Origin of the sequence: Curtobacterium sp. L1-20 (assembly GCF_048755855.1) — a bacterium.
Taxonomy (GTDB): domain Bacteria; phylum Actinomycetota; class Actinomycetes; order Actinomycetales; family Microbacteriaceae; genus Curtobacterium.
The window spans coordinates 2,984,452-3,000,137 of sequence record NZ_CP151473.1 but is presented as its reverse complement, the minus strand read 5'-3'; the positions used below and the strand labels follow the sequence as shown (position 1 = coordinate 3,000,137).

General features: G+C 70.8%; 14 protein-coding genes. 8 read left to right on the top strand and 6 right to left on the bottom strand.

The features are described 5' to 3' along the window. Positions 1-70: 70 nt before the first annotated feature. From AAEP86_RS15540 to AAEP86_RS15515, 6 genes are all read right to left on the bottom strand, one after another. Positions 71-721: a TNT domain-containing protein gene (locus AAEP86_RS15540; protein ID WP_420368198.1), complete on the bottom strand. Its 651-nt coding sequence runs from the start codon at positions 719-721 to the stop codon at positions 71-73. A gap of 58 nt (positions 722-779) precedes the next feature. Then, a complete protein-coding gene (locus AAEP86_RS15535; RefSeq protein ID WP_420368197.1) occupies positions 780-1,553 on the bottom strand; it encodes a succinate dehydrogenase iron-sulfur subunit in 774 nt (257 codons plus the stop codon). A gap of 1 nt (position 1,554) precedes the next feature. After that, entirely contained in the window at positions 1,555-3,348 is a 1,794-nt protein-coding gene (gene sdhA / locus AAEP86_RS15530) for a succinate dehydrogenase flavoprotein subunit (protein ID WP_420368196.1), read from the bottom strand. Between the two features lie 76 nt (positions 3,349-3,424). Beyond that, on the bottom strand, positions 3,425-3,871 hold the full coding sequence (sdhD, locus tag AAEP86_RS15525; protein WP_420368195.1) for a succinate dehydrogenase, hydrophobic membrane anchor protein: 447 nt from the start codon (positions 3,869-3,871) through the stop codon (positions 3,425-3,427). Between the two features lie 11 nt (positions 3,872-3,882). Beyond that, the gene (gene sdhC / locus AAEP86_RS15520; protein WP_420368194.1) at positions 3,883-4,326 is read right to left on the bottom strand and encodes a succinate dehydrogenase, cytochrome b556 subunit; all 444 of its coding nucleotides are present in this window, start codon (positions 4,324-4,326) and stop codon (positions 3,883-3,885) included. A 78-nt stretch (positions 4,327-4,404) separates the two neighbouring features. Next, on the bottom strand, positions 4,405-5,643 hold the full coding sequence (locus AAEP86_RS15515) for a glycosyltransferase family 4 protein (RefSeq protein WP_420368193.1): 1,239 nt from the start codon (positions 5,641-5,643) through the stop codon (positions 4,405-4,407). 261 nt (positions 5,644-5,904) lie between these two features. Between AAEP86_RS15515 and AAEP86_RS15510 the strand changes: the two genes are divergently transcribed. From AAEP86_RS15510 to AAEP86_RS15475, 8 genes are all read left to right on the top strand, one after another. Continuing rightward, positions 5,905-7,020, top strand: coding sequence for a mannose-1-phosphate guanylyltransferase (locus tag AAEP86_RS15510; RefSeq protein ID WP_420368192.1), 1,116 nt, complete (start codon positions 5,905-5,907; stop codon positions 7,018-7,020). Between the two features lie 209 nt (positions 7,021-7,229). After that, entirely contained in the window at positions 7,230-8,303 is a 1,074-nt protein-coding gene (locus AAEP86_RS15505; protein WP_420368191.1) for a BMP family lipoprotein, read from the top strand. Positions 8,304-8,377: 74 nt separating this feature from the next. Beyond that, positions 8,378-9,898, top strand: a complete 1,521-nt coding sequence (locus AAEP86_RS15500; RefSeq protein ID WP_420368190.1) for an ABC transporter ATP-binding protein — start codon at positions 8,378-8,380, stop codon at positions 9,896-9,898. Then, entirely contained in the window at positions 9,895-11,253 is a 1,359-nt protein-coding gene (locus AAEP86_RS15495) for an ABC transporter permease (protein ID WP_420368189.1), read from the top strand. Before AAEP86_RS15500 ends, AAEP86_RS15495 begins: the two co-directional genes overlap by 4 nt. Then, complete coding sequence (locus tag AAEP86_RS15490; RefSeq protein ID WP_420368188.1) at positions 11,250-12,539, top strand: ABC transporter permease; 1,290 nt, start codon at positions 11,250-11,252, stop codon at positions 12,537-12,539. Before AAEP86_RS15495 ends, AAEP86_RS15490 begins: the two co-directional genes overlap by 4 nt. A 178-nt stretch (positions 12,540-12,717) precedes the next feature. Then, the gene (locus AAEP86_RS15485; protein WP_420370508.1) at positions 12,718-13,101 is read left to right on the top strand and encodes a cytidine deaminase; all 384 of its coding nucleotides are present in this window, start codon (positions 12,718-12,720) and stop codon (positions 13,099-13,101) included. A gap of 4 nt (positions 13,102-13,105) precedes the next feature. Then, positions 13,106-14,395: a thymidine phosphorylase gene (locus AAEP86_RS15480; RefSeq protein ID WP_420368187.1), complete on the top strand. Its 1,290-nt coding sequence runs from the start codon at positions 13,106-13,108 to the stop codon at positions 14,393-14,395. 178 nt (positions 14,396-14,573) lie between these two features. After that, positions 14,574-15,686: an adenosine deaminase gene (locus AAEP86_RS15475; RefSeq protein ID WP_420368186.1), complete on the top strand. Its 1,113-nt coding sequence runs from the start codon at positions 14,574-14,576 to the stop codon at positions 15,684-15,686.

The following is a 15,686-nucleotide window of genomic DNA, read 5'->3' as shown; positions in this document are numbered from 1 at the left end:
GGGCCGACGACGAAGCGCCCCTCCCGATCGGGAGGGGCGCTTCGTCGTGTCGGTCGCGTCAGCGACGCGCTCAGACCACCCGGAGCCGGGCGAGCGAGCCGTCGACGACGAGGTCGCGCACCGTGACGGACGGATCCGCCGTCTGGAAGCGGAGCGCGCCTCCTGGCTGGTCGAACCAGGGCTGGACGAACCGGACCGTGACCAGGAACGGTCGCTCGACCAGGTACCGGTGCGTCTCGGGGCTCGCGACGACGTGCGGCGGCAGCGAGCGCTGCGGTGCCGGTGTGTCGAGCGGGTGCAGGAGGTACCCGTCCGGACCGCCGATGCGGTCCACCGGGACGCCTGCCGGGATCTGGATGGTGAGCCCCTGCTCGCCGGCCTGGGCGACCTGCTGTGCGAGCTGCGGGTACGTCGACGCGGCACGGTCGCGGAGGCCGTCGAGCTCGTGCCGCGGGATGTCCCGCGGCGCCGGGAACGGCCGGTTCAGGAACCGGCGCAGCATCTCCACCGCGTCCTCTTCGCCACGAGCGGTCGCGAGGCGGCGCGCGGTGCCGTAGTCGACGACCTCCAGGGCGAAGTCGCCCGAGCCGGACGTCTCCGTGGGCACGATGCGGAGCGCACCCTCGACGGGCGGCTCGTGCAGGGTCTCGCCGGGGAGCTGCACGTAGCGGATCGTGTAGCCGAGCTGGTCGAGGATGGGGCGGGTGTCCGCGAACGTCATGGTGCGGAGCCTACCGAAGGTGCCTCGGGCGAGCCCTGCACGCTGTGCGACGCCGGACTCACGCCTTCCCTCGCATGAGGGCCTGCTTGACCTCCGAGATCGCCTTCGTGACCTGGATGCCGCGCGGGCAGGCGTCGGTGCAGTTGAAGGTGGTGCGGCAGCGCCACACGCCCTCCTTGTCGTTGAGGATGTCGAGGCGCACGTCGGCCGCGTCGTCGCGCGAGTCGAAGATGAAGCGGTGCGCGTTCACGATCGCGGCGGGGCCGAAGTACTGCCCGTCCGTCCAGAACACCGGGCACGACGAGGTGCACGCGGCGCAGAGGATGCACTTCGTGGTGTCGTCGAAGCGGGCGCGGTCGGCGACGGACTGCACGCGCTCCTTGCCCTTCTCGGGCACGGAGCTGGCCTGCAGGAACGGCTGGACCTCGCGGTAGGACTTGAAGAACGGCTCCATGTCGACGACGAGGTCCTTCTCGAGCGGCAGACCCTTGATCGCCTCGACGTAGATCGGCTTCGACACGTCGAGGTCCTTGATCAGCGTCTTGCAGGCGAGGCGGTTGCGCCCGTTGATGCGCATCGCGTCGGAACCGCACACGCCGTGCGCGCAGGAGCGGCGGAAGGTCAGCGACCCGTCCTGTTCCCACTTGATCTTGTGCAGGGCGTCGAGGATGCGGTCGGTGGGCAGCATCATCACGTCGAAGTCCTGCCAGCGCGGCTCGTCGTCGACGTCCGGGTCGTAGCGGCGGACGATCACGGTGACCGAGAACGATCCGGGAGGAGCGTCCTGCACGGTGTCGGTGCGGGGTGCGTCGGAGACCAGGGTGTCGGTCATCTCAGTACTTCCTCTCCATCGGCTCGTACCGCGTCACGACGACGGGCTTCCAGTCGAGCGTGATGTGGTCGTCGGCGAGTGACGAGTGCGGGTCGCCCGTCAGGTACGCCATGGTGTGCTGCATGTAGTTCTCGTCGTCGCGCTTCGGGTAGTCGTCACGCATGTGACCGCCACGGGACTCCTTGCGGTTCCGTGCCGAGTACACGACGACCTCGGCGAGGTCGAGCAGGAACCCGAGCTCGACGGCCTCGAGCAGGTCGGTGTTGAAGCGCTTGCCCTTGTCCTGCACGGAGACCTGCATGAAGCGGTTCCGGAGCGTGTGGATCGTCTCGGTGACGCGGGCCAGGGAGTCGTCGGTGCGGAACACCTGCGCGTTCTTGTCCATCTCGTCCTGGAGCTCCTTGCGCAGGGCCGAGACGCGCTCGGTGCCGGTCGATGCGCGGAGCTGCTCGAGCATGGAGCGGACACCGGCGGCCGGGTCCTCGGGCAGGGGCAGGAAGTCGGCGGTCTTGACCCACTCGGCGGCGTTGTTGCCGGACCGCTTGCCGAACACGTTGATGTCGAGCAGCGAGTTCGTGCCGAGGCGGTTCGAGCCGTGCACGGAGACGCACGCGCACTCCCCGGCGGCGTAGAGGCCGGGCACGACGGTCGTGTTGTCGTACAGCACCTGGGCGTCGGTGTTCGTCGGGATCCCGCCCATCGCGTAGTGCGCGGTCGGCATCACGGGGACCGGCTCGACCACGGGGTCGACGCCGAGGTAGGTGCGCGCGAACTCCGTGATGTCCGGCAGCTTCGTCTCGAGGACCTCGGCGCCGAGGTGCGTGCAGTCGAGCAGGACGTAGTCCTTGTTCGGCCCGGCACCGCGGCCCTCGGCCACCTCCTGCACCATGCACCGCGCGACGATGTCGCGCGGCGCGAGGTCCTTGATGGTCGGGGCGTACCGCTCCATGAAGCGCTCGCCCGAGGCGTTGCGGAGGATCGCGCCCTCGCCGCGGGCACCCTCGGTCAGGAGGATGCCGAGCCCGGCGAGTCCGGTCGGGTGGAACTGGAAGAACTCCATGTCCTCGAGCGGCAGGCCGGTACGCCAGACGATGCCGACGCCGTCGCCGGTGAGGGTGTGCGCGTTCGACGTCGTCTTGTACATCTTGCCGAAGCCGCCGGTGGCGAAGATCATCGCCTTCGCGTGGAAGACGTGCAGCTCGCCGGTCGCCAGCTCGAAGGCGACCACGCCCGCGGGCTGCTTGCGGGTGACGCCGTCGTCGCCGACGACGTCCACCATGATGAGGTCGAGCGCGTAGAACTCGTTGTAGAACTCGACGCCGAGCTTCACGCAGTTCTGGAACAGCGTCTGCAGGATCATGTGGCCCGTGCGGTCCGCGGCGTAGCAGGCACGACGGACCGGCGCCTTGCCGTGGTCGCGGGTGTGGCCGCCGAAGCGCCGCTGGTCGATCTTGCCCTCGGGCGTGCGGTTGAACGGCAGGCCCATGTTCTCGAGGTCGATGACCGCGTCGATCGCCTCCTTCGCCAGGATCTCGGCGGCGTCCTGGTCGACCAGGTAGTCGCCGCCCTTGATCGTGTCGAAGGTGTGCCACTCCCACGAGTCCTCTTCGACGTTGGCGAGGGCCGCGGCCATCCCGCCCTGCGCCGCACCCGTGTGCGAACGGGTCGGGTAGAGCTTCGAGATGACGGCCGTCTTCGCCTTCGGGCCGGCTTCGATGGCGGCACGCATGCCGGCACCGCCCGCGCCGATGATGACGACTTCGAACTGGTGGTGGTGGACGGTGGTCTCGGTCACTGGGGCCTTTCAGGGGAGGGTGCCGCGCCGGCAGGGGTGCGGACGGCGGGCGTGCAGGAGTCCGGGGGTGCCGCGGCTACTGCGCGGGGCAGAACGACGGCAGGTCGGCAGCGGCGGCGCCGGCCGGGCACGGGTCGAACGTCCAGCACACGAGGAGGCCCAGGACGACCAGGACGACGCACGCGATGAGGATCGCGACGAGCAGCGTCTTCCGGATGCCGGGCTTCGACACGTAGTCGTTGACGATGGTCCGCATGCCGTTCGAGCCGTGCACGAGTGCGAGGACGAGCATGAGCGAGTCCCAGACCTGCCAGAACGGCGAGGCCCACTTGCCGGCGACGAACGCGAAGTCGATCTGCTTGACGCCCTCGCCCGCCACCATGTTGACGAAGAGGTGGCCGAAGATCAGCACGACGAGCAGGACGCCCGACGCGCGCATGTAGATCCAGCCCCACTTCTCCCAGTTGGTGGTGCGACGGGCTGCTGCTGCCGAGCGCGGCGGCTCGATGGTCTGCGTGGTCATCCGGGCGCCCCTCAGTTGAAGTCCGCGAACAGGTTCATGAGCTGGCGCGGCAGGAAGCCGGCGATGGCGACCGCCCACAGGACGATCACGATCCAGAACATGGCGCGCTGGTACTTGGGGCCCTTCGACCAGAAGTCGATGAGGATGATGCGCAGGCCGTTGAAGGCGTGGAAGACGATCGCCATCACGAGGGCGATCTCACCGAGGTTCATGATCGGCGTCTTGTACGTGCCGATGACCGCGTTGTACGCCTCGGGGGAGAGTCGCACGAGGGCGGTGTCGAGGATGTGCACCAGCAGGAAGAAGTAGATGGCGACGCCCGTGATGCGGTGGAGCACCCACGACCACATGCCCGTCGATCCGCGGTACAGCGTGCCCTCGAGTTTCCGAGAGGCACGGGGTGCCTCGATCGTCACGCTGGGCACGGCGGTCGCCGTACCGGTCTGCTCGGCCATGAGCTCGTCCTCCCATAGGACGGGCTCGCCCGATCGGCGAGCCCTTGCCGTTCGTGTTCGTGTGGAACACGACCCATCCTATGCGCGTGCGCTGACATCCTCGTGCCAGTCGGCCCGCGCGGCCCGCGTGGTGGCGGGCGGCGCGCCGATGGTGCGGGCGGTGTCGTGGTGCCCGAGGAGTTGGTCGCCGACCGCCTCCCACGTCGTGCCCTCGACCCGGAGCCGACCGGCGGACCCCATCCGGTCGGCGAGCGCGCGGTCGTGGTGCAACTGCAGGACCGCGCGCCGGAGCGCCTGCGGGACGTCCGGGTCGTACAGCTCGCCGTCCAACCCGGGTGCGACGAGGTCGAGCGGACCGCCGGACGCCGGCGCGATCACCGGCAGCCCGGTCGCGTGGGCCTCCTGCAGGGTCTGCCCGAAGGTCTCGGCCGGCCCGGTGTGGACGAACAGGTCGAGCGCCGCGTACGCGTCCGCGAGCGCTTCGCCGCGGAGCGGACCGGTGAAGGTCACGTCGAGGTGCCGCAGCCGCCGTTCGAGCACCGCCCGGGACGGACCACCGCCGGCGACCACGACCCGGATGCCCGGGACGCCGCCGAGCTCCGCGAGCCGGTCGACCTCCTTCTCCGGCGCCAGGCGGCCGACGTACCCGACGATCGTCTCGCCGCCCGGCGCGATGCGCCGACGCAGGGCGCGGACGTGGGCCGAGTGCCGACGCGCGGGGTGGAACAGCTCGGTGTCGACGCCCCGTCCCCAGCGCGCCACACGCGGGACGCCGTCCTCGGCGAGCATCGCCGCGGTGGCGCTCGACGGTGCGAGGGTGAGCGACGCTCCGGCGTGGATGCGACCGAGGATCCTCCGCACCAACGGGACGGTCGCGGTCAACCCGTTGCGGCGGGCGAAGCCGGCCACGTCGGTCTGGAAGACGGCGACGGAGGGGATGCCGAGCCTCCCGGCCGCCGTGATGGCGCGCCCGCCCAGCAGGAACGGGCTGGCGGCGTGCAGCACGTCGGCGCCGGAGGCGGCGAGGATCGTGTCGAGGACCGGGTGGGGGAGCGCGACCGGGAACTGGCGGTAGGCCACCGCCGGGATGCGGTGGACGTCGAAGGAGCGGTACCGCTCCACCTCGGTGCGGGACCGGAACTGCGCGAGTCCCGGGGTGTCCGGCGCGATCACGACCGCGCGGTGACCGCGGCGTTCCAGGTGGTCGAGGACCGCCAGGACGCTGGTGGTCACGCCGTTGAGGGTGGGCAGGAAGCTCTCGGTCACGACGGCGACGGTCCGTTGGGACGTGCCGCGCTCCACGCTGCGTGCGTTCATGGCACGGCCCATGGTCCGGTCACCGCGTGACCCGCCGAGGGCGGCGACGTGAACGCCGGGCACGCAGGTGGTGAACAGCGGTCGGGAGGCGCGGTGCGGCGCCGGAGGTCCGGCGGCGGTGGGCGGACGGGGGTGGCGCCCCGTCCGCGACCCCGACGCGCGCGTCGCGCCGGGCGCGTGCGGGATCGCGCACATCGTCCGTGCGGGAAGCATGCGCGGAGCACTCAGGTCGCGCCCCGGGACACCGGTACGGTGAGCAGCGTGACTGACGACCTCGAGGACTTCTACGCGATCATCCCCGCCGGGGGCATCGGATCGCGGCTGTGGCCGCTGTCGCGGGCGGACGCACCCAAGTTCCTGCACGACCTGACCGGGTCGGGCACGTCGCTGCTCCGGCAGACCTGGGACCGCCTCGCACCCCTCGCCGGGGACCAGCGGATCATGGTCGTCACCGGGCGGGCGCACCGCGTGGCCGTCGAGTCGCAGTTGCCGGGCGTCGCGGACCACAACGTCGTGCTCGAGAGCGAGCCGAAGGACTCCACGGCGGCGATCGGCCTCGCCGCGGCCATCCTCCGTCGGCGCGAACCGGACGTCGTCATCGGGTCCTTCGCCGCCGACCACGTCATCGGCGACGCCCGTGGCTTCCGCCGGTCGGTGCGCGAGGCCGTCGCCGCCGCCCGCGCCGGCTACGTCACGACGATCGGCATCACACCGACCGAACCCGCCATCGGCTTCGGCTACATCCACGCGCACGGCGACACCATCGGCATCGAGGGCGCGCCGACCGCGCACGCCGTCCGGTCCTTCGTCGAGAAGCCCGACCTCGACACCGCCCGCTCCTACGTCGAGCAGGGCACCTACCTGTGGAACGCGGGCATGTTCATCGCCCGGGCGGACGTCCTCCTCGCAGAGATCGGCCGGACGAAGCCGGAGCTGCTGGCCGGCCTCGAGGAACTCGCCGACGCGTGGGACACCTCCGCACGCGGCGCCGTGGTCGACGCGGTGTGGCCGGGCCTCGAGAAGATCGCCATCGACTACACGGTGGCCGAACCCGCCGCAGCGGCCGGCCGCATGGCCGTCATCCCCGGCGACTTCGACTGGGACGACGTCGGCGACTTCGCCTCCCTCGCGAAGCTGCAGTCCGGCGGTCGGGCGAACAACCTCGCCGTCCTCGGCGACGGCGCCCGCATCCTCGCGGACTCGTCGAGCGGCATCGTCGTCTCGCACAGCCAGCGACTCATCTCGCTCATCGGCGTCGAGGACATCGTCGTCGTGGACACCCCGGACGCGCTGCTCGTCACCACGAGCGCGAACGCCCAACGGGTCAAGGGTGTGGTGGACGCACTGAAGATCAGCGGCCGAGGCGACGTCCTGTAGCGCTCCACCACGAAATCTCCGCGACGGCACCCGGATCGGGGGTGTCGACGGCACGCCGCGTTACGGGCGCGTTTCGGCGCGGTCGCGATCCCGTAACTGATCCACGGAGCCCTCCGGAGGGGTCCTGTACCGGCCGGGCGGTCGTGTACTGTCGCCACGATCGCCCGGAACGCACGTGGTCCGGGCACGCCCCCCGGAGGAACCCACCCGTGACATCTCGTACCCGTCAGGTCCTGCTGAGCTCCCTCGCGCTCGCCGGCACCGTCGCCGTCCTCGCCGGCTGCTCGGCCGCCCCGTCCGACAACGCCTCGGCCAAGAAGACCGACTTCCGTCCCTGCATGGTCTCCGACGCCGGTGGCTTCGACGACAAGTCGTTCAACCAGCTCGGGTTCGAGGGCATGAAGGACGCCGCGAGCGACCTCGGCGCGACGTACAAGTCGGCCGAGTCGAAGGACGCGACCGTCTACGACTCGAACATCGAGCAGCTCGTCAACCAGAACTGCAACCTCATCGTCACCGTCGGCTTCAACCTCGCCGACGCCACGAAGAAGCAGGCTGCAGCGAACCCCGACACCGACTTCGCGATCATCGACGACAACTCGATCGACGCCAAGAACGTCAAGCCGATCACGTTCGACACCTCGCAGGCGGCGTTCCTCGCCGGCTACGCGGCCGCGTCGTACTCCAAGTCCGGCGTCGTCGGCACCTTCGGCGGCATGCAGATCCCGACCGTCACCATCTTCATGGACGGCTTCGCGGACGGCGTGAAGTACTACAACGAGCAGAAGTCGAAGAACGTCAAGGTCGTCGGCTGGGACGTCGACAGCCAGAAGGGCTCCTTCACGGGCGGCTTCGAGGCCGGCACGCAGGCGAAGGCCGTCGCGCAGACGCTCATCGACCAGGACGCCGACGTCATCCTCCCCGTCGGTGGCCCGATCTACCAGTCGGCCGCCGAGGCGATCAAGGACGCCGGCAACGGTTCCGTCCTGATCGGTGCGGACAGCGACCTCTACGAGGCCGACCCCCGCTACAAGGACATCGCGTTCACGTCCGTCGAGAAGGGCATGCGCCCCGCCACGAAGGACGTCGTCGAGCAGGCCGCCGACAAGAAGTTCTCGAACGAGCCGTACGTCGGCACGCTGAAGAACGACGGCGTCGGCATCGCGCCCTTCCACGACTACGCCGACAAGGTCGACAAGGGCCTGACGAAGGAGCTCGACACCATCAAGTCGGGCATCATCGACGGCTCCATCAAGGTCGAGACCAAGGCGACCGTCAAGTAGTCCGGTGAACGCGGGCGGGGGGAACACCCTCGCCCGCGTTTCCGTGCGCCGATCACAGAAATAGAATCCCGAACATGAAGCTCGAACTCCGCGGCATCACGAAGCGGTTCGGCCCCCTCGTCGCCAACGACCACATCTCGCTCACCGTCGAGCCGGGTGAGGTCCACTGCCTCCTCGGCGAGAACGGCGCGGGCAAGTCCACCCTGATGAACGTCCTCTACGGCCTCTACCAGGCGGACGAGGGCGAGATCCTCCTCGACGACGTCGTCCAGGACTTCGACGGCCCCGGTGACGCCATGCGCGCCGGCATCGGCATGGTCCACCAGCACTTCATGCTCGTGCCGGTCTTCACCGTCGCCGAGAACGTCATGCTCGGACAAGAGGAGACGGGCTTCGGCGGCCGACTGGACCTCGCCGGTGCCCGCAGGCGCGTGCGCGAGATCTCGGAGCGCTTCGGCTTCGACGTCGACCCCGACGCCCGTGTCGAGGACCTCCCCGTCGGTGTGCAGCAGCGCGTCGAGATCATCAAGGCGCTGTCCCGCGACGCCTCCGTGCTCGTGTTCGACGAGCCGACGGCCGTGCTCACCCCGCAGGAGACCGACGAGCTGATGGGCATCATGCGCCAGCTCCGCGCAGCCGGCACCGCGATCGTCTTCATCACGCACAAGCTCCGCGAGGTCCGCGAGGTCGCCGACCGGATCACCGTGATCCGCCTCGGCAGCGTCGTCGGCGAGGCCTCGCCGACCGCCACCAACAACGAGCTCGCCGCGCTCATGGTCGGGCGGTCCGTCTCGCTCGTCGTCGACAAGGCACCGTCGACCGGCGGCGAGGACGCGCTCGTCGTCGAGAACCTCACCGTCACCGACCCGAACGGCATCGTCCTCGTCGACGACGTGTCCTTCACGGTCCGTCGCGGCGAGGTCCTCGCCATCGCCGGTGTGCAGGGCAACGGCCAGACCGAGCTCACCGAGGCGATCCTCGGACTCGAGCCGGTCCACGCCGGACGCGTCACCCTCGACGGCCGCGAGCTCACCGGCCGCAGCGTCAAGCAGATCCTCGACGCCGGCGTGGGCTTCGTCCCCGAGGACCGGAAGGAGGACGGCCTGGTGGGGGAGTTCACCATCGCCGAGAACCTCATGCTGGACCGGGCCGACCACGCCGAGTTCGTCCGCGCGGGCACCATCCGCGCCGCGGAGCGGGACGCGTTCGCCGACGAGAAGATCGCGGAGTTCGACATCCGCACGCCCTCGCGCAGCACGGCCGCCGGCCGGCTGTCGGGCGGCAACCAGCAGAAGATCGTCCTCGCCCGCGAACTCAGCCGTGAGCTCCGGCTCTTCGTCGCGGCGCAGCCGACCCGCGGCATCGACGTCGGGTCGATCGAGTTCGTGCACAAGCGCATCGTCGCCACCCGCGACACCGGCGTCCCGGTCATCGTCGTCTCCACGGAGCTCGACGAGGTCGCCGCCCTCGCCGACCGGATCGCCGTGATGTACCGCGGCGGGATCGTCGGCATCGTCCCCGCGGACACCCCGCGCGACGTCCTCGGCCTCATGATGGCCGGAGAACTCCCTGAAGGAACGGAGCTGGCAGCGTGAGCACCACGCCAGAGAACACGCAGCCGGACGCACCGCAGCAGGTCGACGCGTCGACCACCGCGCCGCCGACCGACGACCGTCTGCAGGACGTCGAGTCGACCCCGCACCTCATGACGGACTCCGCCGACGACACCGAGCGCCGCCAGGGCGGCGACCGGTGGCAGGCCGCCCTCCAGGGGATCGTGAACGGCTCCGCGCTCGTCACGGTCCTCGCGGTCGTGCTCGCCCTCGTCGCCTGCGGCATCCTCATCGCCATCACCGACGAGAACGTCCGGTCGGCGGCCGGGTACTTCTTCGCGCGCCCCGTGGACACGTTCCGCGCGATCGGCACGGCGGTCGGCGGTTCCTACGCCTCGTTGTTCCAGGGCTCGGTCATCAACTTCGGCGCCGACTCGTTCCAGCAGGCCATCGTGCCGCTGACGCGCTCGGTCGACTACGCCGTGCCGCTCATCGCCGCCGGACTCGGCATCGCGCTGTCCTTCCGCGCCGGCCTGTTCAACATCGGTGGCCAGGGGCAGATCCTGATCGGCGCCGCGGCGGCCGGCTGGGTCGGCTTCTCGTTCGACGGTCCCGCCGCCCTGCACATCCCGCTCACGATCGTCGCAGGCATCGTCGGCGGTGCCGTGTGGGCCGGGATCGTCGGCGTCCTCAAGGCCCGGACCGGGGCCAACGAGGTGGTCCTGACGATCATGCTGAACTACGTCGCGCTGTACCTCGTGAGCTACCTGCTCCGCACCCCTGGTCTGCTGCAGGCACCGGGCAGCACGAACCCGATCTCGCCCGCCACGAAGGACAGCGCGGTGCTGCCGGCGCTCTTCGGTCCGCGGTACGGCATCGACCTCGGCTTCGTCGTCGCGCTGATCGCCGTGGTCGTCGTCTGGTGGCTCGTCAACAAGTCGTCGCTCGGCTTCCGGTTCCGCACCATCGGCGAGAACCCGCGGGCGGCCCGCGTCGCCGGCATGAGCGTGCCCGCGCTCACCGTCTGGGTGCTCGTCATCTCCGGCGCGCTCGTCGGCATCGCCGGCGCGTACCAGGTGCAGGGCGCGGTCACGAGCGGCTTCACGTCGGGCATCGACGCCGGCATCGGCTTCGATGCGATCACCGTCGCCCTTCTCGGCCGCTCGAAGCCGTGGGGCGTGTTCTGGGCAGCGATCCTGTTCGGTGTGCTGAAGAACGGCGGCTACGCCATGCAGGCCGCGAACGGCATCCCGATCGACATCGTGGGCGTCATCCAGGCCCTCATCGTCCTCTTCATCGCGGCCCCGCCGCTCGTCCGCGCGATCTTCCGGATCCCGCAGCCGGGCGCCCGTCGTCGCGTCCGCACGAAGAACAGCAAGAAGGCGGTCGCCGCGTGAGCACCATCAGCCCCACCGCGGCGTCCGCGTCGCCCCTGACCGACCGTCCGGTCGAGACCACCCGCAGCTGGAAGCTGCCGATCGGGTACGCCGTCTTCACGGTCCTCGCCCTGGTCTTCTTCATCCTGCTGCGCCGGCCGGGCACCACGACGTTCCGCCTGGCCAACGCCGGGGACTTCTTCGCGCTGCCGGACGTCCCGCTGCCCGCGGCGGCGACCGGCGTCGTGGTCGTCGTCCTGCTGGCGATCGCCACGGTCTACGCCCTCGTCGAGGTCCGTGCATCGCGGACGGTCCCGCTCTGGGTGACGTCGGTGTTCGCCGTCGTGTTCGTCGTCGGCTTCCTGACCTGGGCCGCCGCCGGCTCGACCATCCCGCTGCCCGGTCTGCTGGTCGGCGCGCTCGGCCTGAGCGTCCCGCTCGTGTTCGGCGCCCTCGGTGGCGTCATCTCCGAGCGGGTCGGCGTCGTGAACATCGCGATCGAGGGCCAGTTCCTCGCCGGCGCGTTCACGTCGGCGCTCATCGCGTCGATCTCCGGTTCGCCGTGGATCGGTCTCGTCGGAGCGCTCGTCGCCGGGGTCCTGGTGTCGTTCGTCCTCGCCGCGTTCAGCATCAAGTACCTGGTGGACCAGGTGATCGTCGGTGTCGTCATCAACGCCTTCATCTCCGGGCTCACCGGGTTCCTCTACTCGCAGGTGCTCTCCCCGAACGAGGAGTCGCTGAACGTCGGCGTGCGCTTCCCGAAGATCGAGATCCCGCTGCTCCACCAGATCCCGGTGATCGGCCCGATCTTCTTCGAGCAGACCGTCGTCGTCTACCTGGCGTACGTCGCCGTCGCCGCCGTGACGTTCGCGTTGTTCAAGACCCGCTGGGGCCTCCGCCTCCGCGCGGTCGGCGAGCACCCGCAGGCGGCCGACACCGTCGGCATCAACGTCACCAGCACGCGGTTCTGGAACGTCTCGCTGGCCGGTGCCATCGCCGGTCTGGGCGGCGCGTACTTCACCCTCGACGCGGTCGGCCCGTTCACGAAGGACATGACCGCCGGCGCCGGCTACATCGCGCTCGCGGCGGTCATCTTCGGGCGGTGGGACCCGATCCGCGCGACCCTCGCGGCGCTGCTCTTCGGGTTCGCGTCGAACCTGCAGAACACGCTCGGCGCGATCAACTCGCCCGTCCCGAGCGAGTTCCTGCTCATGCTGCCCTACGTGGTGACGATCTTCGCGGTGGCCGGCCTGGTCGGGCAGTCGCGCGGTCCCGCCGCCTCCGGCAAGCCGTACATCAAGAGCTAGCCGGGAGGCGCGGCACATGACCGACACGAACGCTGCGGACGACGCCACGGGCGCGTCCACCGACCAGGCCGCCTGGACGGACCCGGCCACGGCCCTGGGCGCGACCGGCGGCCGGGCCGCCGCCGACGGGGCGGACGCCGCCCCGGGCCTCCCGACCGACGACGTCGACTGGGGCGCCCTGCGGACCGCGGCGACGGCCGCGATGCGGCACGCCTACGCGCCGTACTCGTCGTTCCCGGTGGGCGCCGCAGCGCTCACCGACGACGGCCGGATCGTCTCCGGCTGCAACGTCGAGAACGCGTCCTACGGGGTGACGCTCTGCGCGGAGTGCTCGCTCGTCTCGCAGTTGCACATGACCGGCGGCGGCAAGCTCGTCGCGTTCACGTGCGTCGACGGTGACGGGGCGACCCTGATGCCGTGCGGGCGCTGCCGCCAGCTGCTGTTCGAGCACTCGACCGAGGGCATGCTCCTCGAGACCGTGTCCGGCATCCGCACCATCGACGAGGTCCTCCCCGACGCCTTCGGGCCGCGCACCCTCGCCACTTACCAGCAGGAGCACTGATCCCATGGCCGTCGAGCCCTTCGACACCGTCGACCTCATCCGCACGAAGCGCTCCGGCGGTGCGCTGGACACCGCCGAGGTGGACTGGCTCGTCGACGCGTACACGCGCGGCTACGTCGAGGACCCGCAGATGGCCGCGATGGCGATGGCGATCTTCCTGAACGGGATGGAGCGGCGCGAGATCAAGGACCTCACGCTCGCGATGATCGCGTCGGGGGAGCGGATGTCGTTCTCCTCGCTCGGCAAGACGACCGTCGACAAGCACTCCACCGGCGGTGTGGGCGACAAGATCACGCTGCCGCTGGCGCCCCTCGTGGCGTCGTTCGGTGTCGCGGTGCCGCAGCTGTCCGGGCGCGGGCTCGGCCACACCGGCGGCACGCTCGACAAGCTCGAGTCGATCCCCGGGTGGCAGGCCGCGCTGTCGAACGACCGGATGATGGAGATCCTGTCCGACGTCGGCGCCGTCATCTGCGCCGCCGGGTCCGGGCTCGCCCCCGCCGACAAGAAGCTCTACGCGCTCCGCGACATCACCGGCACGGTCGAGTGCATCCCGCTCATCGCGTCGAGCATCATGTCGAAGAAGATCGCCGAGGGCACCGGCGCGCTCGTGCTCGACGTGAAGTTCGGGTCCGGCGCGTTCATGCCCGACTACGCGTCGTCGAAGGCGCTCGCGCAGACGATGGTCGACCTCGGGAACGACGCGGGGGTCAGGACGTCGGCGCTGCTGACCGACATGGAGGTCCCGCTCGGCCTGACGATCGGCAACGCCCTCGAGGTGCGGGAGTCCGTCGACGTGCTCGCCGGCGGCGGCCCCTCGGACGTCGTGGAGCTCACCGTGGCGCTCGCGACCGAGATGCTGACGCTCGCAGGCCTGCCCGACGCCGACCCTGCGGCGGCGCTGGCCGACGGGCGCGCGATGGACACCTGGCGGCGGATGATCGAGGCGCAGGGCGGCGACGCGGCAGCGGACCTGCCGGTGGCCCGGGAGCAGCACGTCGTCACCGCGCCGGAGTCCGGCGTGCTCGTGCAGCAGGACGCCCTGCCGTTCGGCATCGCCGCGTGGCGGCTCGGCGCCGGTCGTGCCCGGGCGCAGGACCCCGTGCAGGCGGGCGCCGGCATCGAGCTGCACGTCAAGCCGGGGGACACCGTGACCGCGGGGCAGCCGCTCTGGACCCTGCACTCGGACGACGAGTCCCGCATCCCGCGGGCGCTCGAGTCGCTCGACGGCGCGTGGGCGGTCGGCGACGTGGCGCCGGACCGCGGGCCGATCGTGCGGGAGCGCATCGAGGGCTGACGCCGGAGCCGGCTCCGTGCCGGACCGGGCCTGCCCGGTCGCGGGAGGTGCAGGGTGCGGAGCCGCCCCGTGCCGGACGGTGGCGCCCGGGGGACTGTGGCGAGCCTCCAGTCCGGACCGGGGTCTGTTGTGCACCGGTGCCTGCGCGCCGTCGGCGACCACCGATAGCCTGGGGGGCATGAGCGCCGACGCCCCGACCTACCGCCTGCCCGACGCCGGAGCGGTCATCAACGACCTGCCGAAGGTCTCGCTGCACGACCACCTCGACGGCGGCCTCCGCCCGGCGACGATCGTCGAGCTCGCAGCCGCGGCGGGGGTGTCGCTCCCCACCACCGACCCGGCCGAGCTCGGGCAGTGGTTCGCCGACCAGTCGAACTCCGGCTCGCTCGTCGAGTACCTGAAGACCTTCGACGTCACCACCTCGGTGATGCAGACCGCACCGCAGCTCACGCGCATCGCCCGCGAGTTCGTCGAGGACCTCGTCGCCGACGGCGTCGTCTACGGCGAGGTCCGGTGGGCCCCCGAGCAGCACCTGCAGGGCGGCCTGACCCTCGACGAGACGGTGGAGGCCGTGCAGGCCGGCATCGAGGAAGCGGTCGACGCCGCCGACGGCCGCATCCGCGTCGGCCAGCTCGTCACCGCCATGCGGCACGCCGACCGGTCCCTCGAGATCGCCGAACTCGCCGTGCGGCACCGCGACCGGGGCGTCGTCGGCTTCGACATCGCCGGTGCCGAGGCCGGGTTCCCCGCATCGAACCACCGCGCCGCCTTCGACCACTTGGCCGCCGAGCTGTTCCCGGTCACCGTCCACGCGGGTGAGGCCGACGGACTCGCCTCCATCCGCTCGGCCCTCGTCGACGGACGCGCGCTCCGCCTCGGCCACGGCGTGCGCATCTTCGAGGACGTCACGCTCTCCGACGCCGGCGACGGCTCGACCCTGGCATCCCTCGGCGAGGTCGCGGCGTGGGTGCGCGACCGCGAGATCCCGCTCGAGGTCTCGCCGTCGTCGAACCTGCAGACCGGCGCCATCGCGGCGTGGGGCGACGACCTCGCCGACCACCCGTTCGACGTCCTGTACCAGCTCGGGTTCCGCGTCACGGTGAACACCGACAACCGGCTCATGAGCGGCACCACGCTGTCCCGTGAGCTCGCGCTGCTGGCGGGCACCTTCGGCTACGACCTCGACGACCTCGCGGCGTTCCAGATCAACGCGGCCCTCGGCTCCTTCCTGCCGCTCGAGGACCGCGAGGAGATCATCGCCACGATCACGGCCGGACACCAGGAGGCCTGA

Coding starts and splice junctions, on each gene's coding strand:
- AAEP86_RS15540 (WP_420368198.1), bottom strand. CDS start 721: ATGACGTTCGCGGACACCCGCCCCATCCTCGACCAGCTCGGCTACACG.
- AAEP86_RS15535 (WP_420368197.1), bottom strand. CDS start 1,553: ATGACCGACACCCTGGTCTCCGACGCACCCCGCACCGACACCGTGCAG.
- sdhD (WP_420368195.1), bottom strand. CDS start 3,871: ATGACCACGCAGACCATCGAGCCGCCGCGCTCGGCAGCAGCAGCCCGT.
- sdhC (WP_420368194.1), bottom strand. CDS start 4,326: ATGGCCGAGCAGACCGGTACGGCGACCGCCGTGCCCAGCGTGACGATC.
- AAEP86_RS15515 (WP_420368193.1), bottom strand. CDS start 5,643: ATGAACGCACGCAGCGTGGAGCGCGGCACGTCCCAACGGACCGTCGCC.
- AAEP86_RS15500 (WP_420368190.1), top strand. CDS start 8,378: ATGAAGCTCGAACTCCGCGGCATCACGAAGCGGTTCGGCCCCCTCGTC.
- AAEP86_RS15480 (WP_420368187.1), top strand. CDS start 13,106: ATGGCCGTCGAGCCCTTCGACACCGTCGACCTCATCCGCACGAAGCGC.
- AAEP86_RS15475 (WP_420368186.1), top strand. CDS start 14,574: ATGAGCGCCGACGCCCCGACCTACCGCCTGCCCGACGCCGGAGCGGTC.